Here is a 25,678-nt window from a genome sequence, read left to right on the forward strand (position 1 = left end):
ATGAAAGAAGTAGATAGATCATTACATAGAGTTGATATTAAAGGAGGAGTGATGTCTCCGGTAGAATTACAGCATATTATAGAATATGCCAAAAAATTAGGATTAGACTTTTTTCATTTTGGTTCGCGGCAGGATATTATTTTCCCTTTGAAAGATAAGACCGGGAATTTGTTAACAGATCATGAATCGTATGATGCGTCCTTTTTCACTTCCGACGAAAAGCAAAATATTAGTTGTTCATATGTTTCTATAGACATATTTAATGCTACTGTTTGGTTAAGGGGGACAACCTATTTATATATTCTCGAGGAATTTAGATATCAACCTACTTTAAAAATTAATATTGTAGATGCAAAACAACAAATAGTGCCATTGTTTTCTGGAGATTTGAATTTTATTGCTTCAGACTATGAAGATTACTGGTATTTGTTTTTGAAGTTGCCGGGTTGGGGTGAAGGTTATTACCCAGCGTTAATTTATACTTGGGATATAGCAAAAATAGCCAAGGCGATTGAAGAAGAATATGGTAATTTAAATGATATAAATGAGCTTTTTTATGTGCTTAATGAAAAGCTTCAAACAAATAATAGAGTAGTAGAAAAGGAACTTCAATTGAGTTTTAGGCCATTTCCCTATTATGAAGGAATGAACAAAATGGGGATTAATGAATACTGGTTAGGACTTTATTGGAGAAATAATCAATATGATATTGATTTTTTGAAGGTATTGTGCGAGTTCTGTGTAGAGCACAGAATAGGAAAGATATGTCTTACTCCTTGGAAATCATTTATTCTAAAAGGAATACCAAAAGAAAGTAAGTTAGCTCTAGAAAAGTTGTTAGGACAATTTGGGATAAATATAAGACATTCTGCGCTGGAGTTAAATTGGCATTTACCTGTAAATAATAAACGTGCATTTGATCTCAAGAAATTTTTGGTAATGAATTTTGATCAAAATGATATAAGTACCTATGGTCTAACTTTTGGTATCACAGCGAACAGAAATCAAAAACGCTACTTTACCTCTGTGATGATTGAGGAAAACAAAATGCCTGAAGATATATCAGATTTTGTGATAAGACCTACTTATAATGTTTTATATGCAAAGAACTTTAATCCTAATTCTAAAACATATGTTTCTTATGCACAAGATGTGGATCAGATGGATTTGCCAGGGCTTCTTCTAGAACTTACCAAAACCTATTTTAGTAATCTTGGGACAGATGATAGCGAGCAAAATGTTAATTTATCAAAGAAAAAAGAAGTTGTTCAGGTTGAGGTATTTCAATGTATGGATTGTAAAACTCTCTATGACCCTTCAATAGGGGATTTGGTAAACAATATTCCTGCGGGAATAGACTTTAAGGATTTGCCTGACGATTATTGTTGTTCTTTGTGTGAGTCACCAAAATCCAGTTTCGAAAGAATCACCTTAGAAGTTACTTCATAAACAATAATAAGCATTCTTACCTCTTAATTTAATATTTCGTTAACAGTATTAGGGAGATTATTGTTGCCTTTAGCGATGTTTTCCTGTCATGTAACTCTAAAAAAAATGAAATTTCTTAGTTTATGAATTAGGAAATAAATAATTTATATAAATCTTTTTTTTATAAAATGCAATAATTTGACATGACCCCTGTTTTTTTGGGGGTATGTTTTATTTTTTTAAACATTAATGCATAGATTTGTTATGAAAATAAGGGGGTAATAGATTAAATATTTATTATTTTTTGATTTTAACCCTATTTTTTATAGGGTGTAATTTTTAAAAGTGTGAATTATGAACAAAGAACCCTTTTAAAAAACAGAATTAGTAACCAAATTTTATGTCTATGAATTTAGAAGAAGTAATAATAGCGTCTATATCAGAGTTTTTAAATGTTGAGGTACATAGAGATACTGAGACTTTAGATTTATCATCAAAGATTGAAATTGTGCAAAAAAGAATGGCAGAAAAACTTCGAAATACCACTACTGCTGCCTACAGTAACGGTTTAAAAAGTTATGAATATGAAATGTTTTTCAGCAGTAACCCAAATGACATGATCAAAATTGATGGCTGGATTCCTATTGAAACCGATAAATTAGGAAAAGAAGATGAAATTTCAGAATACATTGAAATAGGATTATTAAGGAAAATAGAAGCGCAATACAGCTAACAAACATTAGTTATTAGTATATTTGAAAGATTTGCAATTCTTAAGATATATTATCAACCACAATAAATACATAAGATTGCATAATTAGTTTTTAAGTTTTAAGATCATGGCTTTCCGCCATGATCTTTTTTTATCTGTGAAAATCTCGGTCTTTTACCTCGATGTCTTCTGCTACCAAAGTATCTTCAAATGTACTTTCAGATGAAAACTGTTTGTGCCTAAATCTAATTCTAAGAGTGTCTTTGGTGAGTTGAAGAATTTTGAAATATTTATAATTCGTTTTGGTCTTAAGGAGTTCTGGTAACTGTGCACTGGTGAGTTTAATAAATGAATATCCTTTTTTGTCTTTAGTTATTTCCCAGTTACCACTTAATGATGCACCGCAATTCGCATGTTCTTCACTGTTATCTTTAAAACTTAAGTCGGGCTTATAGGTTATTCTATAGGAGAGAAAGCATCCACTCATATTCATTCGAGTACCATTATTATATCTCCAGGCAAGTTTCCAGGTTTTTCCGGACTCATGTGCTATCAAAGACAATGCATTTTTGGGTAATTCAAAAGGTTTCTCCTTAGTGGTCGAGCAGGAAATAAAAAGGATAAACATTGCTATTAGTGTAAAATTGATATATGGTTTTTTCATTGGAAAGAATTGAAATAGTGAGATGAGTTCTAGATAAGCAATATAGATAATTGTTAATACTTATGTGTAAAAGTATTCTCTTTATATGCAAATATGACGCTGTTTAAGTTCTATTTTAGCAGAATAATCATAATGGTAATATGACAGAATACGTACTTTTGACAGAGGACCAAAATTATTTTGTTGAATATCTAATCGGTGAATTGGTTTTGTCCAATAGTATAAGTGAGGCCATGAAGTTTAACGATGAGAATCTTGCTTTACGCTTTAAGCATATGTTACATAAATCATGTGAATTAGTAACTAGTGTCAATACTTACATAGGGTAGGTGAATTTTACTTATTCCCTCCACCGACAAGTTTAAAAATGTAGTCCAGAACAGGATCTCTTCCTTGAATTAAATCACTCCTGGTTATCGAAATATATTTATCTGGTGGTATTCCCGAACCCCTGGTAATACTCAGATCCTTAACATAATGGGTTATTTTCTCCATATACAATATAAGTTGTATACCGGTATTGGGTAATTCATAGTAAGCTGGAAATTCTCCTATGTGGAAATAGTAACCTCCTGCAATTTCTTCACCTAACAATACGATATTTGGATCGTTCTTTACATTTAAAGCAAAATTGGCTGCGGCAGAAGTATTGATGCCACTACCAAGTACATAAACTTTTCCTTTAAAACGATTTTCATCGGGCACCATAAGGCTTTCCATATCATCAAAATTTAATTTCCATCCATCATAAACAGGATGGTATCTAAACTTGTTCTCAAGAAATTCTTTTTCATTTAAAAATGACTTAACAACATATTTTTTTTCTGGGATAGATAGAGAAACAACATATTCATTTTGATATTGTTTAAAAGTTTTAGAAGTAATAAATGAAAATAAGTGTACTGCATTTGCTCGATAACCGCCATCGTTCTGTCTAATATCTATAATCAGATTTTTTACCTTTTTAGCGTTTATTTCCTTGAATATTTTGGTAAGGTTGGACTGAAATAGTTGGACGTCATTTCGGAAAGAATTGATGACTAGAATAGCTGTATTGGATTCATTTTTATAATATACAAAAGGTTGTAGGTTTCCAATATATTTATCAAAATAATCGAAACCATTTTTTTTCTGGTGATAGCTTGCGAAATAAGAGTTGCGTTTCAAATTTCTCAGCTTAACTTTTACAAAAGATTCGGCTTCAATAGTTGTAGTTTTTTCATCTCCTTCTGGAGTGATATAAGAAATTTCGAATGTTTTGGTAACACCGTATTCATATGCATAAAACAAACCAAATTTCAGCTCTAAATCTCTATACTTTTTGGTTAAATTGTTACCATCACTCGGAGTGTATTTTTTTAAATCATGAATTATTTTAGAAGTTTTCTTATGATTTATTTTTTTAATTTCTGATCCAATAGGAATATCATGATCTTCTGTATCTGTGTAGAATTTTGCATTAATTATTTTCAAAATGAGTGGAAAATAATATCTATCGGTTTTTAAGGTTTGTGGGGCTAAAAGCTTTAAATTACCATCCTTAATTTGATCAGCAATAGCTACCATTTTTTTATATCCATCTAAATCAGTAAGCCCTTCTTTAATAGAATCTTTGGTTGTCTCGAATATAATATCGAGCGAATCTTGAGTGATATATTCATATAGGCCAGGATGTCCTTTTTTTAGAATACGCTCGAAAATATCTAAATCTTTCCTTAAAGCTGTAGAATCAATAGATTTTTGAGCAGAAATAGAATGGATGGTGATCCAAAAAAGTACAAGAAAATGTATTTTTTGCATTATTAGAACCTAGAATGTTTGTGTACTATTAACTTATTTTTATGCAACGGTGTTGCAAACTTTGTTTTCCCTTGGTAAAGGTAACGAATTGTATTTTGATTTGTTGTAAACAAAAAAGAGTGTCGATTTTTGACACTCTCTTTTCTAAAAAGTTATCGTTATTTGGTTAATTTAATTTTCTTAACTGTTTTTGTATTTTCTTAATTGCAGATTCGATAGATTTTTCTGGTTCTATTACGTTATATTCTCCCCAAAACTTTGGATCAGAAAAACCAGAGGCTTCATCACTAATTACTACAGAAGATTTTAAACGTTCTTTGGGTTTTAAGGTTTCATTGTCGATATTTTTTCTCCAGTCGGTAATAGCCATTTCAACGTTAAGCTTATAATTAGAATTAAATAATTTCTTTCTCCAATTAATCTTAACAGCTAAATCTATTCTACCATAACCATAATACCATCTACCATTTTTTTGTCGATAATCGATATGATAAGTTGCTTCTGTGAAATAAACTCTAGCATTGTTAGGTTTTTTTCTAACAAACATTTTACTTACTTCTTCCTTATCTTCCATGTTCAGACTATATACTGCTTTTGTTAGTGCTAGAGTTTCTGCATCAATATATAATTTACCAAAATATAGAGGTTCTTCGATATTAGGACGTTGTTTAAAGTTCAAAACATAGATATATCTATTGTTGATTTTGGTAGATTTATCAAAGGCGAATTGATAAAAATTCAACATTTCCTGAGTAAATACATTTTCAGGGTTCTTCATCACATCAATATACAAAGTGGTTGTTGGCCCACCTTGTAGCTTCAGTGTTAGGGTATCCAGTTTTTTATAGTCTGCACTTTTTCTAGCTCTATAAAGCTTAACGATATCTGTTTTTTTAGAACTGTATGGGTTTTTATAAACATCTACTACAGCCTCAGAGAGCGATACATAAGTTCTTCTTTTTTTAATGGTTTCTCTATAAAAAGCGGTCATAATTGCACTGTGATCTAGATAATTATCACCTTTTTTCTTCATTACTGCCCTAATAAGCGCTTCTGGATTTTTTGGATCTATATTTACTTCAGAAAGTTCAGTAACCGAAAGATTTAGTCTTATTTTTAGCTCACTGGTAAAGTTAGAGAGTTTTATTACCTCGTTATTGTATCCCAAATGAGATATGGTTAGTTCTCCGTTGTTTTGATCTGCAGGAACTTTTAATAAAAATTCTCCTTCATCATTTGTAACGGTAGATATATTACTATTGCTTAAAGATATGGTGGCAGATACAATAGGTCGGTTGGTTTCATTATCGACTACTATTCCTTTATATTCGGTATGATTAGATTGAAAGGCACTTATAGGTGCAGAAAAGCCAATTATCAAAAAAAGGAACAGTAAAAAAGCCGGATAGTTAGTAGTTTGAAAAATACTTTTTTTGTTCATAGCTCGAGTTTTAGGTTCAAATTCTCTTTATAACACAAAAATCTTAACAGACAAGATAACAAATTTTGACGAGGTATATATTTACAAAATAGTTAAAAAAGACTATTTGTTATGCCTTGTCGCACTTCTCTTAAGCTTTTTGTTAATGGTATTTGTAATGGTCACCGAACCAATTTTTGAGTTTTATATTCATAATCTCAGTTGTAAAAGGTTTAGTGATATAATCATCAAGCCCTTTCGCGATAAAACGTTCAGCATCTCCAGGTAGAGCATTTGATGTTAACGCGATAATAGGCGGTACTTTAGTGTAGCTTTTTCGAATTTCCTTACAAACTTGTACACCATCGATATCAGGAAGGTTAATATCCATAAGAATAAGATCGAATTGATCTTCTCCAAACATTTCGATAGCTTTTTTACCGTTTTTTGCAACTTCTACAGTGCATCCTAGAAATTTTAAAATTTGACTTGAAACCAAAATATTAGTTTCAGAATCTTCAACTAAAAGAATATGAAGGTCATATTGAGGATTTTCAGATTGCGCAGAAGTGTTATTTGTTTTTACGGGTAGGGCAGTAGTAATTTTTGTTTTGAAAGTAAACCAAAAATTACTCCCTTTACCTAGTTCACTTTTAACCCCTAGTTCGCCATTCATAAGGTTCACCAGTTTTTTACTTATAGAAAGGCCTAATCCACTTCCTTCTCCCATAACAGGAGTGTCATCATGTAGTTGAGTAAATCGATTAAAAAGAGCTTCTTGATCTTCTTTACTAATTCCCAAACCAGAGTCTACAACCTCAATTTTAATAACTAGGTCATCATTTTTTTGAGATTTCGCAGAAGCCTTTACAAGAATATTACCTTGATCAGTAAATTTAATAGCGTTGCCTATAAGGTTAGATATAATTTGCGTTAACCTGTTTCTATCAGCGATTATGTTTTCATGAAGGTCTTGAGAATATTCAGGAATAATTGTTATCTCTTTGGCTTTTGCTGTGGCGAGGAAAAGATCTACATTTTGCTGAATAAGTTCTTTTAGATTTATTGGCTTTTCTGATAATTTAAATTTACCAGCTTCAATCTTGGAAAGATCTAGGATCTGATTTAATATATCTAGTAGGTTATGAGAAGACTGGTGAATGGTGCTTACGTATTCTTTCTGGAGATCATTCAACTCTGTGTTTTTAAAGAGAAGATCAATCATACCAATAACCCCTACCATAGGAGTTCTTATTTCATGGCTCATATTCGCCAGAAAATCTTGTTTGAATTTTGAAGCTTTAAGAATTTGAGCATTTTTTTCTTTGAGTTTATCAAGGTTTTTACCTCCAAACATTGCAAAAAGACCTAAGAAAATAGGTGCAGTATCTATTATATAATGTATCGGATAGTTTTTTTGAACAAAGAAAACAGACTCCCAGGAAAATTCTAGTCCAAGCTTAGAAATATCAAGACAAGTCGCCAAAATCGGAAACATAAAACCGAAGCACACTCCATATAGTGTGTATTTTGTAGTTTCTGTTTTTAGCCATGATGTTCCCATATCAAAAATGTTTGGTTTAGTTCAGATTTTCTGTTTACGGAGGTATGGGGGTAAAACTAGGGTTGTGAGGTTAAATATAAGTTTTTTCTAATTCTTTCGAAAAGTATTGCGAAATGTTGAGTTAGATAAACCATAAAAAAATCCATGGCAGAATAATTCTGCCATAGATTTTACCTTACTTTTAATGATTGTGTAATATTCTTATCCTTTGAAAACGTACTTTTTGATTTTGTATCCCTCTATTTTTATTAAATATGTTTTTGGGTCCACTAGATACTGGATGTAATCATCGATTTGTCCTTTGTCTAATAACCTTCCATCCATAGTATATAATGTATAGTTGAGTCCTTGAGGAACTTCAATAATATGTCTGAACGTTTTTTGATCTGTACTTTGCTGGCAAGTATTATCTGCCAGAAATCTATTGATAAATGTAATTCTTCCTTGCTCTTCTCCTTCAAGAGTTACGGTAGCACTTGAGTCGATATCAATAACTCCGTTTCCAGTAAGGTCACCTAAGATGATTAAACATGCATTTCTAATTTTAATACGCGCTCCATCTTCAATATGCAAGCTTTCGGTAATGAAAATTACACCTTCTTCAGTGTTTTCGTCTAATCCATTGATCACGGTATTTTCGGTAACCGACATCAATTTGTAGGAAATGTCAATTTTTGTATTTGCAAATACAACGCTTGTTAAGAACAAGGCAATTAGGGGTAATAGTGTTTTCATAAAGTTTGGTTTTAGGGTTAAACCTCAATTCTTAATTTGTGAGTTTTTACTTACAAAAAATGGTTTTTTTTCGTTGTAAAACACAAAATCAACGACAATATACAATATTTTATGTTAAAAACACACTTTTATTATGCTTTATATCGATTTTAAGGTACGGTAGAATACATAAAAAATGTCTAAGCCCAGTGTTTGCAGTAGTTTTGATAAATGTTAAATTTTTGTTTTTTTTTAACATTTATATGCTTTAAGCTTCGTATTTCATTGATTTTTAGAAAAGTAATGTGTTTTAAAAGATTGAAGGTATTTCCTATGTAAAATTGTAGTGGATTTTCTTACAAAGTTAAATTTTTGAACTAATCTATTTGTAACTAGATCTTTATAGTTTGTCAATTCTTATTTTTTCGTTAAAAATTTGTTGTCAAACCTATCACAAGTTTCATTTTGTATAAATTACGCGCTCATATCACGTAACAAATTATCAATTTTTACGTCATATGTGAGATAACTAATCTTAATTTACTAATAGAATGAATATAAAAATGAAAAAAATGTATTTTTTGGCTGCAGTTGCTATTGCCTTTGCTAGTTGTAAAAACGAAGCAAAAAAGGAAAGCGATAGTGAAGTTGCTGAAGTAGAAAAAATTCCAGGAATAGTTTTGGAAAATATGGATACCAGCGTTAGTCCAAAAGATGATTTTTACAATTACGTTAATGGTACTTGGATGAAGAATACTCAAATTCCTGATGATAGAACAAGTTGGGGAGGTTTTGGAGTACTTCGTAAAGCAACAGACCAAGATGTACTGGATATTTTAGCAAAAGCTAAAGAGAGTGGTAAATATGGAGCAGAAACAGATCAAGCTAAGGCTTTGGCTATTTTTGATACCAAACTAGATACTACTGCAAGAAATGCTGCGGGTATTAAACCTCTACAACCAGCATTAGATGATATTGCTTCTATCAAAAACTTAGAAGATTTACAAACGGTTTTGGCTAAAAACCCATCTGTGTCTTCTCCATTTATTGGTTTCGGGGTACAAGCAGATTTGAATAACAGTAAAATGAATGCCGTGTATCTGGGGCAAAATGGACTGGGTCTTCCGGATCGAGATTATTATTTAGACCAAGATGAAAAATCTAAAGAAATTCGCGAAGAATATAAAAAGCATATTGTAAGAATGTTACAAATGCTTGGTGATGCTGAAGCTGATGCTACTGCTGCTGCAGATAAAATATTAGCACTTGAGACTCAATTGGCAGAACCTAGATTAGATAAAGTTGAAAGTAGAGATGTTCGTAACTACAACAACCCAAGAACTGTAGACGAAGCAGATGCTTTGTTACCTTCAGTAGATTTGAAGAAAATGATTGTTGATTTGGGTATGACAAAGAAGTTTGATACTATTATGGTAGCTCATTTGCGTTATACTAAAGCGCTTAATGGGATTTTGAAGAATACTCCTATCGAGGATTTAAAAACTTTGGTAAGATGGGATACGTTTAACAGTGCTACAGGTAGACTTACAACTGATATAGAAACGGCAAACTGGGAATTTTACAGTAAATACTTAAGAGGTCAAAAAGAACAACGTCCAGCAGATGAAAGAGCTTTAGCTACTGTTAACGGAACGGTAGGAGAAGCATTAGGTCAATTGTATGTTGATGAGAAATTTCCGCCAGAAGCAAAAGCTAAAGCAGAAAAAATGATTGCTAACGTAATCGAAGCTTACAAAGAAAGAATCCAAAAATTAGATTGGATGAGTGAAGAAACTAAGCTTAAAGCGATTGAGAAACTTGATAAGTTTACGGTTAAAATCGGATATCCAGATAAGTGGGAAGATTACTCAAAAATGGATGTGTCTGCAGATAAGACGTATTTTGAAAATATGGCAGCAGTTAGCAAATGGTCTCAGGATAAGAATTTTGAAGAAATAGGAGAGCCAGTTGATAAATCTGAATGGGGAATGTCTCCTCAAACGGTAAATGCATATTTCAACCCTCTTAATAATGAAATCGTTTTCCCAGCAGCTATCTTGCAACCTCCGTTTTACAATTACACGGCAGATGAAGCTGTAAACTACGGTGGTATTGGTGCTGTTATCGGTCATGAAATTTCTCATGCTTTTGACGATTCTGGTGCTCGTTTTGATGCAGATGGAAACGTTAAGAACTGGTGGACAGAAGAAGATCTAAAATCTTTCACAGAAAGAGGAAACGCTTTGGCTGAACAATACGACAATATTGAAGTTTTAGATAGTGTTTTTGTAAACGGTAAATTTACACTTGGTGAAAATATTGGAGATTTAGGTGGGGTATTAGGAGCCTATGATGGATTACAGAAATTCTTTGCAGAGAATGGTAAGCCAGAGAACATAGATGGTTTTACACCTGAACAACGTTTCTTTATGTCTTGGGCAACGGTTTGGAGAACTTTAGTTAGAGATGATGCTTTAAGAACACAAATTAAAACAGATCCACACTCTCCTGGTAAGGTACGTGCTATACAGCCTTTATTAAATGTTGATGCTTTTTATGAAGCTTTCGATATTAAAGAAGGAGATAAAATGTATTTAGCTCCAGAGGAAAGAGTGAGAATTTGGTAATATTCCAAATACATAAACAACTTAAAGACCCTGCTTTTGCAGGGTTTTTTTATTTAGCTTTCTTTTATTTCATTCATCAAAAGAAAGGCACTATTTACAAACTCTTTTTCGAGAAATAGTGTAAAGTAATTCGATGTAGAAATAACTTCAAAAACTGGTATGCCCTCATATGCTAACAATTTAAAAATGTAAAAGTATAACCCAATAACTTTTGAATTGTCTTGAGGCAGGGCAATTGAAATTGAAGAAAGATTGTCTGTTACAGAAATACAACTTTCATCTTTAAAATGTTTCTCTACTGTGTCTTTTAGAGAAGAGGCAACTAGAATGTTACTTTCCTGAAAATTGCTGGAATATGTAAAATAGGCTTTCGCTTCGTTTTTTACGCTGTTTAAAAGATTTGTTTGACTGGTTAAGATTGTATTTGAGTTCAAAAAAGTATATTCTGTAATACCAGATCGTACCACAATATCACCAAGATTCCTAAGATTATCTATATGTTTAATTCTTTTTGGATGGTAACGTCTAAGTGCCATGACAATTGAACCTGTCTTGACAGGTTTTCGCATTATTTTTTCTACCTGAGGTAACATATCTATCGCTAAAGAACTGAAATTGATAATATTCCTTGATAGAGCGTCTTCAAGAAAAGGTTGATGACGAAGAATATTATGTACGCAATCTGTAATTGTTTTCATTGTTATATATTTAACACTATGTACAAATTTATGTTTTTTCTTTTAAATAATTTATACTTAATAGCTATTTAATTAATTATGCATTGTTATTCAATTTGAAAAGAAGCTAAATACAAAATCTAGAAATTTAGAAGAATGAAAGTTTTAAAGTTTGGAGGGACGTCAGTAGGATCGGTTGAGAATTTACATAAGGTAAAGGAAATTTTAATTTCGGATCAGGAAGATAAAATGGTGGTTTGTTCTGCAATGTCAGGAGTAACAGATCAATTGGTTAAAATTGTTGACAATGTAAAGTTCAATGATACTGAAGCAATTACTAGAAGTCTTCATTGGCTGGAAAATAAGCATATTGAGGTTATCCATGAATTAGTAGAAGACGATGCGATAAGAAGTGTTCTTAAAGAAGGAGTTTCTTCTATGATTACAGATCTTTTTGAAATTGCAAATCAGGGATATTCAGATACCGTTTATTCAAGAATTGTAACCTATGGTGAAACTATTCTAACCTACATATTTTCTGGATTTTTAAATGCTATTGGAGTATCCAATGTTTTACTTGATGCCAAGGAATTTATGCATGTCGAATCTGTAGAAAACCCAAATATTCTGAAAGTTGGGAAAAAACTGAATAGAATTATAGAAAACTCTCCACAAGCATCACTATTTATTACTCAAGGTTTTGTGTGTAGGGATAAGGAAAATAACATAAGCCACCTAAAAAGAGGAGGTAGCGACTATACTGCTACCATAATAGGTGCGGCTATCAATGCCATAGAGGTACAAATTTGGACAGACATTGATGGGTTACATAACAACGATCCAAGATATGTAGAAGGTACGAAGCCTATTTCGCATCTTACATATAACGAAGCTGCAGAGCTAGCCTATTTTGGAGCGAAAATCTTGCACCCTCAAACGGTTTCACCTGTGGTTGATAAAGATATTCCTGTATTACTTAAAAATACATTCGCGCCAGATGCGCCCGGAACAGTCATTTCTAACAAAACTTATAGAAAGGGATTAAAAGCTATCTCAGCAAAAGATGGTATTACAGCTATAAAGATTAAGTCTAATAGAATGTTGATGGCACATGGGTATTTGAGAAGAATATTTGAGGTATTCGATAACTATGAAACCTCAATAGACATGATCACAACCTCTGAAATTGCAATATCATTAACAATTGATAATACCGAAAACTTAGATAAAATTGTAAAAGAAATCGAAAGTTATGCCGAGATCACTGTAGATCAAAATCACAGTATAATCTGTATAGTAGGTGAATCTGTCATTAATGATAAAAATTCATATAAACTTTTTGAAATACTCAATTATATACCTGTAAGAATGGTATCATATGGAGGTAGTAATAATAACATATCTATTTTGGTAGATACCAAAGATAAAATACCAACACTTAGGTTTTTAAACGATAAACTATTTCAAGTACCTAATGAAGTAGTTCTATAATTGTTTGTTATGTAATCTCGATAAAAGTAGGGGACTTCTATTTCATGCGTAATATATTTATAGAAGTTATTACCCTACTTTTTTTTAAACTTTTGGTTACCAGTGTTAAATTTTGTGACAAATCTTAATTAACTAATATTTAACACCACAAAAATTTTTATGAGATTTTAAAATATGTACTTTCGGATCAAGTAAGGGAAATCCGTACATTTCGTATGTCCTGCACCACTGCCTAAAAAAATTATAATACTTATATAAATATTAAAGGAAATAAATAACTCTAATGATTAAAGAACTACTTTTCTTATCATTATTTTTATCTTCTTTACTAATGTTTGGCCAGTCGGCAAATGAGGTGAATAATAAACATTATGCCTTATTTGACAACTATGTGGGAATAGAGAATATTGGTATTTCCAATGGTGTGATATTAGAGATAGAATATAAAAATATCTATGATGATCAGCATCAATTTTTTAAGTCCTATGACTTTCTTTCGGGGTCAGTCAATTACAATGGGCAATCATATCCTGATCTAAAACTTCGCTACGATGTTTATCATGACGAAATTCTATTAAAACTTCCTGATAGTTATGGAGCAGTTATGCTTCAACTTCTGAAGGAGAAAGTCGATTATTTTTTCATAGATGGTCATAAATTTCTTCATATTAATAATGAAAAAATTCTGAGTACAGGGGTGTCAGGGTATTTTGAGGTTCTGCTGCATAAAGGACTTTTAGATGTGTACAAAAAAAATGGCCTTGTAAAAAGAGATGTGATAGAAAATAGACGGGTTTTTTATCAGTTTTCAAATAAGAATTCATACATCCTTTTTTACGATAATATTTATCATAATATTGATGGTAAAAGTGATGTTGTTAAATTGTTTCCGGAGCAAAAGTCTGAAATAAAGGCGTTTTACGTCAAAAACAAGGCACTACGTAAACTAAAGCCGGACAAGTTTATTGAGTCACTTTTTTCTATGATTCACTCTCATCTTTCAAAAACTAATACCCAATCTTAATAATGAGGTTTTTTTTACTAGTAACTCTTTTGCTTTTTTCTAAAATCGCTCAAGGGCAAGATACTACTAATTTAGTAACAATATCTTTTGAAAACACAGACCAAAAAACAGCTATAAAACAGCTTCAAGAAAAAACAGGTTTACAGTTTTACTACCTAGATGAATGGTTGAAAGAAGAAGTAGTATCGGGCACTTATACAAATGTACCTTTAGAGACTATTTTAGATGATCTATTTAAAGATACTCTGTTAAACTATTATATTCTGAAGGAGAAAGAAGTTGTTCTTACAAGAAATATTATCATTTATGATGAACTTCCTGAACGCTTTTTTGGAGAGAAAAAAGATAGTATAATTGAAACCCAAAAGAAGCGTAGAATTGCACCTATATTTTATGATAAAAAGCAACGTTCTTCAAAGGTTAAAACTCCTACGGTAAGAATTGGAAAAGCCACTAAGGATAATAGAGATACTTATGTCCTTAAAGGGTATGCAAGAAAAGCGAATACAGGTAAACCTATATCAAATTTAGCTATAGTGGTAGAAGGAAAAGATTTAGGGACCAGCACAGATCAAAATGGATATTACGAAATAGAATTACCGGCAGGAGAAAATATTTTAAGTACAGCTTCTTTGGGAATAGCAGACTCACGAAAAAGAGTAATTATTTTCAACGACGGAGAATTAGATTTTAATCTAGATGAAAGTTTAGAAGTTCTAGATGCCGTGATTTTAGAATCAAATAGGGACCAGAATGTAAAGGATGTAGTCACCGGTAAGGAAGAGGTCGATGTTGAAGCTTCAAAAAATATTCCGCTTGTTCTTGGGGAACGTGATGTGTTAAAAGTTGCTACCGCTTTACCTGGTATTACCACAGCTGGAGAAGGAGCTGCAGGACTGAATGTACGTGGAGGTAAAGCAGATCAAAACCTTACACTTTTAGATGATGTATTAATTTATAACCCCCAACACTTTTTTGGGTTGTTCTCGGCATTGAATCCTTTTACAATAGGTAAAGTAGATATTTATAAGGGAGCCATACCTGCAGAATATGGAGGTAGACTTTCATCGGTGTTTGATATTAAAACCAAAGACCCAAATACAGAAAAGCTAGAGGTAGAAGCCTCTTTGGGGCCAGTCACCAGTAATATTACGGTTCAAACACCAGTTGTAAAGGAAAAATCTGGCCTTATGATTGGTGCGAGAGGTGCATATGCCAATTGGATCTTAAGATCGCTGGATGATGAAGCTCTAAATAATAGTGAAGCTTCATTCTATGATGGTATTATTACCTATAATCACAAGATCAATGAGAAGAATAACATTAAAGCAACAGGATACTACAGTAGAGACGACTTTAGTATAACTTCAGATTCAACCTATGTGTATAGTAATCAAGCGATCTCTTTAAAATGGGATCATAAATTTAATGATAAACATCAAGGTAATGTCTTGCTAGCAAATAGTCGATACGAGTTTGATATTAATTTTGATGGAGAAACAAATGATGATTTTAAACTGGGATATAGTGTAAACGAAACCGAGTTAAAACTTAAAATGGATTATAACCATAGTCCTAAATATAAATTCAATTATGGACTGTCTAATAAGCTATATCAGGTACAACCAGGAAGTATAGAGCCCGATGGTGACGGCTCCATTATTACTCCTTTAACTATCGATAAAGAAAAAGCGTTGGAGTCTGCTGCTTTTATTTCTGGGAAGTTTGATTTTACACCTAAGTTTTCAGTAAATGCTGGAATTAGATACTCATTATACAATGCTTTAGGAGAAGGTAGTCAAAGGCGATATGAGGAGAATAGACCAAGAAATGAAGGTACAGTAATCGATACTATTCAATATAAGAATAATGAAGTGATACAGACCTATGATGGTTTAGAGGCACGATTTTCGGCACGATATATTCTTTGGCCAAATTTCTCACTGAAAGCAGGGTATAGTAATACTTATCAATATATTCATACGTTATCCAATAATACAACAGTATCACCAATAGACACTTGGAAGCTTTCAGACTTGAACATAGAACCTCAAAGAGCACAGCAAATCTCTTTCGGAGCTTTTAAAAATTTTAATGAAGGAGTGTATGAATTGAGTATCGAAGGTTTTTATAAAAAGCTTGATAATATTTTAGATTTTAAAGTTGGTTCGCAAATATTACTGAACGAAAATGTAGAAACCGAGGTGCTGCAAGGTGAAGGTAAAGCTTATGGAGTAGAGTTTCTACTACGAAAAAATAGCGGTAAGCTCAATGGGTGGTTAAGCTACACCTATTCAAGGTCACTGATTAAGCTTGATAGTGAATTTCCAGAAGAAGTGGTGAATAATGGAAATTTCTTCCCCGCCAATTATGATAAACCTCACGATATAAGTTTGGTGACCAATTATAAGTTCACTAAACGATTTAGTCTATCTGCAAATTTTGTATATCAAACGGGAAGACCTGTTACCTTTCCTGTAGGGCAATTTACCCTAAATGGATCTGAATTCGTGGTGTTTAGTGATCGTAACAGGTTTAGAATCCCTGATTTTTATAGACTTGATCTTGGGTTTAATGTAGAAGGGAATCATAAGAATAAGAAATTGGCGCATAGTTTTTGGACCATTTCTATATATAATGTATTGGGAAGAAACAACCCGTTCTCGGTGTTTTTTGTAGCCGAAGATGGGGAGATAAAACCCTTACAGAGTTCTATTTTTTCAATACCTGTCCCTTCCATTACCTATAACCTTAAATTCTAACTAGACATGTGGTATAAGTTTGTTGTTAAGAAAGTATGTCGATTAGGTTCAGTGTTATTTGTGGCATTGTTAATGAGTACCTGTGTAGAACCCTTTGAAGAGGGAATAGAAAGTTTTGAAAGCCTTTTAATTATTGATGCTACTTTAACCAATGAGATGAAACAGCATGAGGTGATATTGTCAAGAACTTATCGCTTTAATGAAGAGCAGGAATTTGAAACGGGGGCAGAAGTTATCATTGTAGAGGATCAATCTACTCAATATAATTTCGACGAAGTTGCTCCAGGTCGATATATAGCTTCTTCAAGTTTTATGGCCGTAGCAGGGCGTGAATATCAGTTGGTTGTTAGAACCTCTAATAATAATGAATATGTCTCAGATGTAAGGTCTTTAACTCCAGTTGCAGAAATAGGGGATGTATATGCAGAACGAGTAACCAACGATGAAAATGGAGAAGGGATTAGTGTTTTTGTAGATACTGAAGACCCTACGGGTAATGCAAAATTTTTTAGATATGAATATGAAGAAACCAATAAAATTATTGCGCCTGATTGGATTCCGTTAGATATTGTTGTTGTGTCTGAAAACCCTCCTACATTCGATTTTGTTGATAGACCAGTAGAGAGTAGGGTTTGTTATGCTACTAATGCCTCTGCAGATATCATACTTGCCTCTACGGTAGATTTTAGTGAGAATAAAGTGAATCGTTTCCCTGTAAGGTTTCTTGCCGTAGATAATTATTTGACTCAAAATAGGTATAGTATATTGGTGAAACAATTAGTTCAATCTCCCGAAGCGTATTCGTTTTATGAAACATTGCAAGAATTTTCAGATTTTGAGAATTTGTTTTCTCAAACTCAGCCCGGGTTTATAGCTGGAAATATAACGGCTGTTACAAATACAGAGGAAAAGGTAGTTGGTTTTTTCGATGTGTCATCAGTATCATCTAAACGTATATTTTTTGAACATGTAGATTTTTTCCCCGAGGGACCTTTACCTCCTTTTGTAGATGAATGTGATGTAACAGCACCAATGCTTTCCTTTTTTGGTTTTTCGCCTCTTATTGATGCATTAAGTACTAATTTATTTGTTTTTGAGGGATTTAATGAAGATCCTTTAGAAGGTGAGGGCATTTATAATATAGTTCCCAAGGTGTGTGGGGATTGCAGGGAATTAGGTAGTAGTGAAATTCCAGATTTTTGGGAAGAATAATATCAAAATTTTACATGCAATATAAGTTTGTTATAAAAAAAATATGTCGATTAGGTTCAGCACTGTGTGTGGCATTGCTAATGACAACTTGTGTAGAACCTTTTGAAGAAGGAATAGAAAGTTTTGAAAGCCTTTTAATCATTGATGCTACGCTAACTAACGAAATGAAACAGCACGAGGTAATATTATCCAGAACCTATCGCTTTAATGAAGAACAGGAGTTTGAAACCGGTGCTCAAGTTACCATAATAGAAAATCTATCTACACAATACGATTTTAATGAAGTAGCACCAGGAAGATATGTGGCTTCCTCAAGTTTTATGGCAGTAGCAGGACGTGAATATCAGTTGATGGTGAGGACTTCTGATAATGAATATGTTTCAGGCTTAAGATCATTGACTCCGGCAGTAGAGATTGGAGATGTATACGCAGAACGAGTAACCAACGATGAGAATGGTGAGGGTATTAATGTTTTTGTAGATACTGAGGATCTCTCGGGAAATGCAAAGTTTTTTAGATATATATATGAGGAAACTAATGAGATTATTCCTCCAGAGTGGACTCCATTAGATATTGTTGTAGTGTCAGAAAACCCTCCAGTTTTTGATTTTGTTCCAAGGCCAGACGAAACAAGAGTGTGTTATGCTACTAATGCCTCTACAGATATTATACTTGCTTCGACGGTAGATTTTAGTGAGAATAAAGTGAGTCGATTTCCTGTCAGGTTTTTGGCTATTGATAACTACTTGATACAAAATAGATATAGTATTTTGGTAAAACAATTGGTGCAGTCGCCAGAAGCCTATTCCTTTTATGAAACATTGCAGGAGTTTTCTGATTTTGAAAGTCTTTTTGCTCAAACCCAACCTGGTTTTATAGCCGGAAATTTAAGATCTCTTACTAATCCAGATGAAAAAGTAGTTGGTTTTTTTGATGTATCATCGGTATCATCTAAACGTATATTTATTGAGCACGCAGACTTTTTTCCTGAAGGTCCTTTGCCCCCTTTTGTAGATGAGTGTGATATACTGGCACCGGATCTTTTTCTATTTGGCTTTTCGCCATTGATTGATGCATTAAATACTGGTTTGTTTGTTTTTGAAGGTTTTAACGATGATAATGCTCCAGATGGACAGGGGCCATATAAACTGGTTCCTAAAATATGTGGGGACTGTAGAGAATTAGGTAGTAGTGAAGTTCCAGATTTCTGGGAAGAATAATATCAAAATTGATTATGAATAAGTGTATATTTTTTTTAATAGGTTTTTCTTTTTCGATATGTCAGCTAGTTATAGCTCAGACTGGAATTAAACAAACTAGTTCTCAAAAAGGTTTTGAGAATATTCCAACAGAAACGACGTATGTTCATTACAACTCGTCCTTGTTTTTTGTTGGAGAATATATGTATTACAGGGTGTATTGTTTGTCAGACAACAATAAGAAACTAAGTAGTCTTAGTAAAGTAGCTTATGTTGAATTGGTAAGTCAGGATAAAGACTTGATATTTCGACATAAGGTAAGTTTGGAATTAGGAAAAGGCCAAGGAGATTTTTTCATACCTACCTCGATACCTTCAGGTAATTATAAATTAATTTGCTATACACAATGGATGCGCAATTATGGTATAAACACCTTTTTTCAATCTGATATTGTAATAGTCAATCCATATCAAGGAGATCAAAAAAAGATTCTGAAAGAGGAAACGGCTTCAGTGTTAGAGGAGATTTTGGATCAGAGTGAGGTAAAGAGCACGGAGGTGTCAACAGTAAAAAATCAGGAAACGAAGAAGAGTCCTCAAAAAGAAAAAGAAGTTGCTGTAAAAATGACTTTAATGGAGTTGGTTGATGAGGATGGTAAAACCGTTTTTCGGCATGAGATTAATTTTGAATCAGAAAAGGGGCAAAGTGACTTTTTTGTTCCCTCAAATATACCTTCTGGGAATTATAAACTTAAAGTATACCCTCAATGGGTGAAGAGTTCAGGGAAAGAAATGGTTTTTCAGAGAGATATAGTTGTCGAAGAGAATGGTAAAGGTGAGGAAAAAGAGGTAAGGGCAGTAGCTTCTAATACCAAAAGAGTAAATAAACAGAATAAAAATACCAAGGCGTTAGCCGATAAGAATAGTATTACTCAGGTATTAAAAGATGCTCTGGTGAGCATGGAGTTAGACAGTCAGAAATTTAATAGAAGAGAAAAAGTAACACTAAGTTTGAAAAAGAACAACCCTTCTCTTGAGATTTACGGCTCGTTATCTGTACGAAAAATTGATACTATTGCTATTCCAGCACGGTTAACAACCAAAAAATTCGAAAAGTGGGCAAGAGGGTTGTCTAAAAGAAATTTAGGAGTAACTTCTTCAAGTGCATTTTTTCTTCCAGAGTTAAGAGGTAGTTTGCTTTCAGGAAAAATCAAAGGTGTTAAGCCTGATCTGCAGCTGGAGAATAAAAAGGTGGTGCTTTCTGTTCCAGGTAGTTCTTACGATCTTAAGGTTGCAACTACCGATAAGGATGGTGTTTTTTATATGAATCTTGATAGACCTTTTGTAGAAAATGAAGCATACCTGCAAGTGTTAGGGGATCCCACTAATTTTACCATTGAAATATTTGGTCACTCCCCTTTAGATTATGATACAATATCATTTACTTCAGATTTTTCGATTTCAGAAAATATGAAGCAAATGATCTTAGACAGAAGTGTTCAAAACCAGATTAGTAATGGGTATTTTAGTGCAAAACCAGATACTATAAATTTGCCAAAACCACAATTACCGTTTTATGGAGGTCGTTTGAGTGGGTATAATCTTGATGAATTTACAAGATTTCCAACGGTAAAAGAAACCGTTGTAGAAATTGTAGACAATGTTAGGACAAAGGAAATAGGTAATGAAAATTATATTTTTCAAATCAAAAAAGAAAAACCAATTTTTAACGGAGCAGATTTTCTTCCTCTCGTAATGGTAGATGGTTTGATGATTCAGGATCATAATGATATCGTAAACTTCAATGCCAATAGGGTAGAGAAGATTAATTTCTCAAGAGAACCATATTTTATGAGTTCCCAGATTTTTCAAGGTGTTCTTGATATAACAACATACAACAAAGATTTTTACAAAAGTTATAATAAGAGTTACCTTAAAAAGGTTGAGTTATTCTTACCAGAAATAAGGAAAAATTATTTTGTTCAATTCTACAATGACAATAATGCCGAAGTATCTAATCATATTCCTGATTTTAGACAGCAACTTTTATGGGTGCCTAGTGTCAATTTTACAGATGAGAATTTAAATATAGAATTTTTCACGTCTGATAATCCTGGTATCTATGAGGTGTGTTTGGAAGGGTTTACTAAGGATGGTATTTCTGTTTCTGCAAGAGAAATATTAGAGGTAGAATAAGTAAATTACTGTATTTATAATCAGTTTCAAAAATTGAAACTGACTCATCCTATTTTTGCTGAAAAGTAAAAATAAGGAACTATGTTAATTAAGGTATTCGGTAGTGCTGTTTTTGGGGTAGAAGCCACTACAGTAGTTGTAGAGGTGAATATAGCCAAGGGAATTGGGTATCACTTGGTAGGGTTGCCAGATAACGCAATAAGAGAAAGCAGTTACCGTATTGCTGCTGCACTTCAGAATAACGGATATAAACTTCCTGGAAAAAAAATTACAATTAATATGGCTCCGGCAGATCTTAGAAAAGAAGGTTCTGCCTACGATCTGACTTTGGCTTTGGGTATTTTGGCGGCAAGTTCTCAAATGAAAGCTGAGTCGATTTCAGAGTATCTTATTATGGGTGAATTATCTTTAGATGGAAACTTACAGCCTATTAAAGGGGCGTTACCTATTGCAATAAAAGCCAGAGAGGAAGGGTTTAAAGGGTTTATTCTTCCACAGCAAAATGCAAAAGAAGCTGCAATCGTAGATAATTTAGAAGTCTATGGGGTAGAAAATATCAAGGAAGTAATTGATTTTTTTGATGGTAACAAGGGGTTACAGCGAACCGAAGTTGATACTCGTCAAGAGTTTTATGCCGCATTAAACAATCCTGAATTTGATTTTGCAGATGTAAAAGGGCAAGAAAGCATAAAGCGATGTATGGAGATTGCGGCGGCTGGAGGTCACAATATTATATTGGTGGGGCCTCCTGGAAGTGGTAAAACAATGTTGAGCAAGAGGCTTCCGAGTATTTTGCCACCCATGTCACTACAAGAAGCCTTAGAAACTACTAAAATCCATAGCGTGGTAGGGAGAATTAAAGATAATGTGGGTTTAATGGCTCAACGACCTTTTAGAAGCCCTCATCACACGATTTCCGATGTGGCCTTAGTAGGAGGGGGTGCTTATCCACAACCTGGAGAGATTTCATTGTCTCATAATGGAGTTTTATTCCTTGATGAATTACCAGAGTTTAAAAGGAGTGTGCTGGAGGTGATGCGGCAACCTCTTGAAGATAGAGAAGTGACAATCTCAAGAGCAAAATTCACTGTAACCTATCCGTCAAGTTTTATGTTGGTGGCAAGTATGAATCCAAGTCCAGGAGGGTATTTTAATGACCCAGATGCTCCCGTTACTTCTTCTCCAGCTGAAATGCAAAGATACTTAAGTAAAATTTCGGGGCCTTTGTTGGATAGGATAGATATTCATATCGAAGTGACTCCTGTACCTTTTGATAAATTGAGTGAAGAAAGAAATGGAGAGTCAAGTGTAGAAATACGTAAACGGGTAATTGTAGCTAGAGATATCCAGACACAACGGTTTTTAAAATTTCAAAATATACACTATAATGCGCAAATGGGAGTAAAGCAAATACGTGAGTTTTGTGAGTTAAATGCTTCTTCAAAAATACTTCTTAAAACAGCAATGGAACAGCTGAATTTATCAGCTCGAGCGTATGATAGAATTTTAAAAGTATCAAGGACTATTGCAGACTTAGAAGGGTCTTCAGATATACAGGAACATCACATTTCTGAAGCAATTCAGTACAGAAGTCTTGACCGGGAAGGTTGGTTGGGATAGATTTTATGAACTATTTGTGGTTGTTATTAACAATCTGATTCGTAACCCTTTCAAAAATGATATTTTTAGAAATAAATGTTCTAAAATGTTACGAATATCATTAATGCGTCCAATATCTTTTTTGGCTATAGTATTCTTAGTTGTATGTTGTAAAAATGAAACCGCATCAGAAGAAAAAAACTCTGAGGAAGAGGTTGCTAATTCAGTAGAGACTCCAAACCCTATTGAAAAACCTCTAAAACTCACTTTTGATCAGGCAAATACCCTTGCAAATTTACCTCTAGAATGTGTGCAAGTAGAATATCCAAATAAATTGAATCAAACGTTAGGCGGAAAAGAAAACCTGGGAGAACCTAAAGAATTACACCCTGCGTTTTATGGGTGTTTCGATTGGCATTCTTCGGTACATGGGCACTGGTCTTTGGTTAAGTTATTGAAAAAGTTTCCAAAACTAGAGAAAAGAGAAGAGGCAATTGTAAAACTAAAAGAGAATATTTCAAAAGAAAATATTGAGAAAGAAATAGAATATTTTGGAGATAAACATAACAAATCATATGAACGAACATATGGCTGGGCCTGGTTACTTAAGTTGGCAGAGGAGCTGCATACATGGGATGATCCCGTAGCCAGAGAATTAGAGGTTAATTTGCAACCGCTAACAGACCTTATCGCTCAAAAGTTTATTGATTTTTTACCTAAGCTTAGATATCCTATCCGTGTAGGTGAACATACAAATACAGCGTTTGGGTTGTCTTTTGCCTGGGATTATGCAAATACCATGAGTAACCTTAAACTTAAAGAAAGTATTGAGAATAAAGCCCGGGAATTCTATTCAAACGACGAAGGATGTCCTATTACATGGGAGCCAAGTGGGTATGATTTTTTGTCTCCTTGTTTTGAAGAAATAGACATTATGAGAAGGGTGCTTGATCAAAAAGAATTTGAACAGTGGATTTCTGATTTCATGCCACAGTTAAAAGCTAAAAACTTCAATATCGAAGTGGGAGAAGTATCAGATCGTAATGATGGAAAATTGGTGCATTTAGATGGGTTGAATTTTAGTAGAGCTTGGGTGTTGTATGGGTTAGCTAAACAATATAAAGAGTATGAACATCTTTTTTACGTGGCAAATAGGCATGTCAATTATTCCTTGCCAAATCTGGTAGGCGATGCTTATGAAGGAGGACATTGGTTAGGTTCTTTTGCTATTTATGCCTTGGATGCCAATACTCAATAATTGAGATAAGTGACAACTAAATTTTGAACACATAGGGTAATAATTGTTTTTCGAATGCTATGTGATCTATAAAATTGTACGATAAACATATGAAAAGGTTATTCTCAAGAATTGGCCCGGGAACTTTGGTGACGGCAGCTTTTATTGGCCCTGGAACAGTAACAGTATGCACTATTGCCGGTGTAAAATTTGGATTTACCCTACTGTGGGCACTTGCGCTGTCTGTTGTCGCCTGTATTGTACTTCAGGAAATGGCAGCTAGGTTGGGAGTGGTTACTCAAAATGGTTTGAGTGAAGTAATAAGAACTCAATTTGATAAGCATCCAATTGCTAAGTGGAGTTTTATAGTGATCATAATATCTGCGATCTTTATAGGTAACGCAGCTTACGAAGCCGGTAATATAAGTGGAGGGGTTCTTGGGTTGTCTACGGTTTTAGGACGGCCAGATGTTCAAGTTGGGGCGTATACTTTCAATTATATGAGTTTGATTATAGGTGTATTGGCGTTTATACTGTTGTATTTGGGAAACTATAAGATTCTGGAGCGCAGCTTAATTGTCTTAGTGCTTTTAATGAGTGTTGCTTTTTTGCTTACAGCTATTGTCACAAAACCAGACATTATGATGATTTTAAAGGGATTTGTACCTAGTTTAGAATCAGAAAAACTTCTTACTATAATCGGTTTGATAGGAACTACTGTAGTTCCCTATAACCTTTTTCTACATGCTTCGTTGGTGAAAGAGAAATGGAGAGATCCCAATGAACTTAATATGGTGAGAAACGATACGGTTTTGGCTATTGCTCTGGGAGGAGTAATGTCTATGGCTATTATTGTTTCTGGAGCTTCTATTAAGGATATAGAGGTTGCCAATGCTGCAGATTTGGCAAAAGGCTTGGAGCCGGTTTTTGGAGTTGCAGCAAAATACATTCTTTCTTTAGGTCTTTTTGCAGCAGGAATTACTTCTGCTATTACAGCTCCCTTAGCGGCCGCATATGTTGTTAAAGGCTGTTTAGGATGGGGGGGAGGACTAAAGAGTATTAAGTTTAGGTTAGTCTGGGTTTTTATCCTTGTTTTAGGAGTTATTTTTTCATCATTAGGGATTAAACCTATAGAGATCATTCAGTTTGCTCAAGTCACAAATGGACTTCTTCTTCCAGTTATTGCAGGTTTCCTTTTATGGGTGGTAAATAATAAAAAGTTACTAGGAAAATATACAAACACTAAGATTCAAAATATGGTTGGTGTATTGATTGTCTTGATAACATTGTTTTTGGGTGTTAGAAGTATTTGGAAAGTAATCGAAAATTTGTAGGAATATAAAATACATATTG

The 25,678-nt window shown here is 33.4% G+C and carries 18 protein-coding genes; 12 read left to right on the forward strand and 6 right to left on the reverse strand.

The features are described 5' to 3' along the window. Positions 1–1,449, forward strand: a complete 1,449-nt coding sequence (locus tag M0D21_RS17430) for a rubredoxin (RefSeq protein WP_248331950.1) — start codon at positions 1–3, stop codon at positions 1,447–1,449. A 385-nt stretch (positions 1,450–1,834) separates the two neighbouring features. After that, positions 1,835–2,161, forward strand: a complete 327-nt coding sequence (locus M0D21_RS17435) for a hypothetical protein (protein WP_248331952.1) — start codon at positions 1,835–1,837, stop codon at positions 2,159–2,161. A 130-nt stretch (positions 2,162–2,291) separates the two neighbouring features. On the opposite strand, the gene M0D21_RS17440 is transcribed toward M0D21_RS17435, so the two are convergent. The 5 genes from M0D21_RS17440 to M0D21_RS17460 form a co-directional block, all read right to left on the reverse strand. Further along, positions 2,292–2,804, reverse strand: a complete 513-nt coding sequence (locus M0D21_RS17440) for a lipocalin-like domain-containing protein (RefSeq protein ID WP_248331954.1) — start codon at positions 2,802–2,804, stop codon at positions 2,292–2,294. Positions 2,805–3,140: 336 nt separating this feature from the next. Next, on the reverse strand, positions 3,141–4,604 hold the full coding sequence (locus M0D21_RS17445) for a S41 family peptidase (protein WP_248331956.1): 1,464 nt from the start codon (positions 4,602–4,604) through the stop codon (positions 3,141–3,143). Positions 4,605–4,770: 166 nt separating this feature from the next. Beyond that, the gene (locus M0D21_RS17450; protein WP_248331958.1) at positions 4,771–6,045 is read right to left on the reverse strand and encodes a carboxypeptidase-like regulatory domain-containing protein; all 1,275 of its coding nucleotides are present in this window, start codon (positions 6,043–6,045) and stop codon (positions 4,771–4,773) included. 142 nt (positions 6,046–6,187) lie between these two features. Beyond that, the gene (locus M0D21_RS17455; RefSeq protein WP_248331960.1) at positions 6,188–7,588 is read right to left on the reverse strand and encodes an ATP-binding protein; all 1,401 of its coding nucleotides are present in this window, start codon (positions 7,586–7,588) and stop codon (positions 6,188–6,190) included. Between the two features lie 201 nt (positions 7,589–7,789). Further along, the gene (locus tag M0D21_RS17460; RefSeq protein WP_248331962.1) at positions 7,790–8,323 is read right to left on the reverse strand and encodes a hypothetical protein; all 534 of its coding nucleotides are present in this window, start codon (positions 8,321–8,323) and stop codon (positions 7,790–7,792) included. A 542-nt stretch (positions 8,324–8,865) separates the two neighbouring features. Here M0D21_RS17460 and M0D21_RS17465 point away from each other — a divergent pair. Continuing rightward, a complete protein-coding gene (locus M0D21_RS17465; RefSeq protein WP_248331964.1) occupies positions 8,866–10,929 on the forward strand; it encodes a M13 family metallopeptidase in 2,064 nt (687 codons plus the stop codon). A gap of 53 nt (positions 10,930–10,982) precedes the next feature. Here the strand turns inward: M0D21_RS17465 and M0D21_RS17470 are convergent, their stop codons facing one another. Further along, positions 10,983–11,627, reverse strand: coding sequence for a hypothetical protein (locus M0D21_RS17470; protein WP_248331966.1), 645 nt, complete (start codon positions 11,625–11,627; stop codon positions 10,983–10,985). 135 nt (positions 11,628–11,762) lie between these two features. Between M0D21_RS17470 and M0D21_RS17475 the strand changes: the two genes are divergently transcribed. From M0D21_RS17475 to M0D21_RS17515, 9 genes are all read left to right on the forward strand, one after another. Continuing rightward, positions 11,763–13,097, forward strand: a complete 1,335-nt coding sequence (locus M0D21_RS17475) for an aspartate kinase (RefSeq protein ID WP_248331969.1) — start codon at positions 11,763–11,765, stop codon at positions 13,095–13,097. A 283-nt stretch (positions 13,098–13,380) separates the two neighbouring features. Then, positions 13,381–14,121 carry a hypothetical protein gene (locus tag M0D21_RS17480; RefSeq protein ID WP_248331971.1) on the forward strand — a complete coding sequence of 247 codons (741 nt, stop codon included), beginning with the start codon at positions 13,381–13,383 and terminating at the stop codon, positions 14,119–14,121. A gap of 2 nt (positions 14,122–14,123) precedes the next feature. Further along, on the forward strand, positions 14,124–16,883 hold the full coding sequence (locus M0D21_RS17485) for a TonB-dependent receptor domain-containing protein (RefSeq protein ID WP_248331973.1): 2,760 nt from the start codon (positions 14,124–14,126) through the stop codon (positions 16,881–16,883). 6 nt (positions 16,884–16,889) lie between these two features. Beyond that, positions 16,890–18,095: a DUF4249 domain-containing protein gene (locus tag M0D21_RS17490; RefSeq protein ID WP_248331975.1), complete on the forward strand. Its 1,206-nt coding sequence runs from the start codon at positions 16,890–16,892 to the stop codon at positions 18,093–18,095. Between the two features lie 14 nt (positions 18,096–18,109). After that, a complete protein-coding gene (locus tag M0D21_RS17495; protein WP_248331977.1) occupies positions 18,110–19,315 on the forward strand; it encodes a DUF4249 domain-containing protein in 1,206 nt (401 codons plus the stop codon). 14 nt (positions 19,316–19,329) lie between these two features. Next, on the forward strand, positions 19,330–21,489 hold the full coding sequence (locus tag M0D21_RS17500; RefSeq protein WP_248331979.1) for a hypothetical protein: 2,160 nt from the start codon (positions 19,330–19,332) through the stop codon (positions 21,487–21,489). An 81-nt stretch (positions 21,490–21,570) separates the two neighbouring features. Continuing rightward, positions 21,571–23,109 carry a YifB family Mg chelatase-like AAA ATPase gene (locus tag M0D21_RS17505; protein WP_248331981.1) on the forward strand — a complete coding sequence of 513 codons (1,539 nt, stop codon included), beginning with the start codon at positions 21,571–21,573 and terminating at the stop codon, positions 23,107–23,109. A 103-nt stretch (positions 23,110–23,212) separates the two neighbouring features. Continuing rightward, positions 23,213–24,346 (forward strand): DUF2891 domain-containing protein, encoded by a 1,134-nt coding sequence (locus M0D21_RS17510; RefSeq protein WP_394802474.1) that lies wholly within the window; start codon positions 23,213–23,215, stop codon positions 24,344–24,346. Positions 24,347–24,435: 89 nt separating this feature from the next. Next, positions 24,436–25,659, forward strand: a complete 1,224-nt coding sequence (locus M0D21_RS17515; protein WP_248331985.1) for an Nramp family divalent metal transporter — start codon at positions 24,436–24,438, stop codon at positions 25,657–25,659. The last annotated feature ends 19 nt before the right edge of the window (positions 25,660–25,678 follow it).

Source organism: Aquimarina acroporae, from assembly GCF_023195925.1.
In the GTDB taxonomy this organism is placed as follows: Bacteria; Bacteroidota; Bacteroidia; order Flavobacteriales; family Flavobacteriaceae; genus Aquimarina; species Aquimarina acroporae.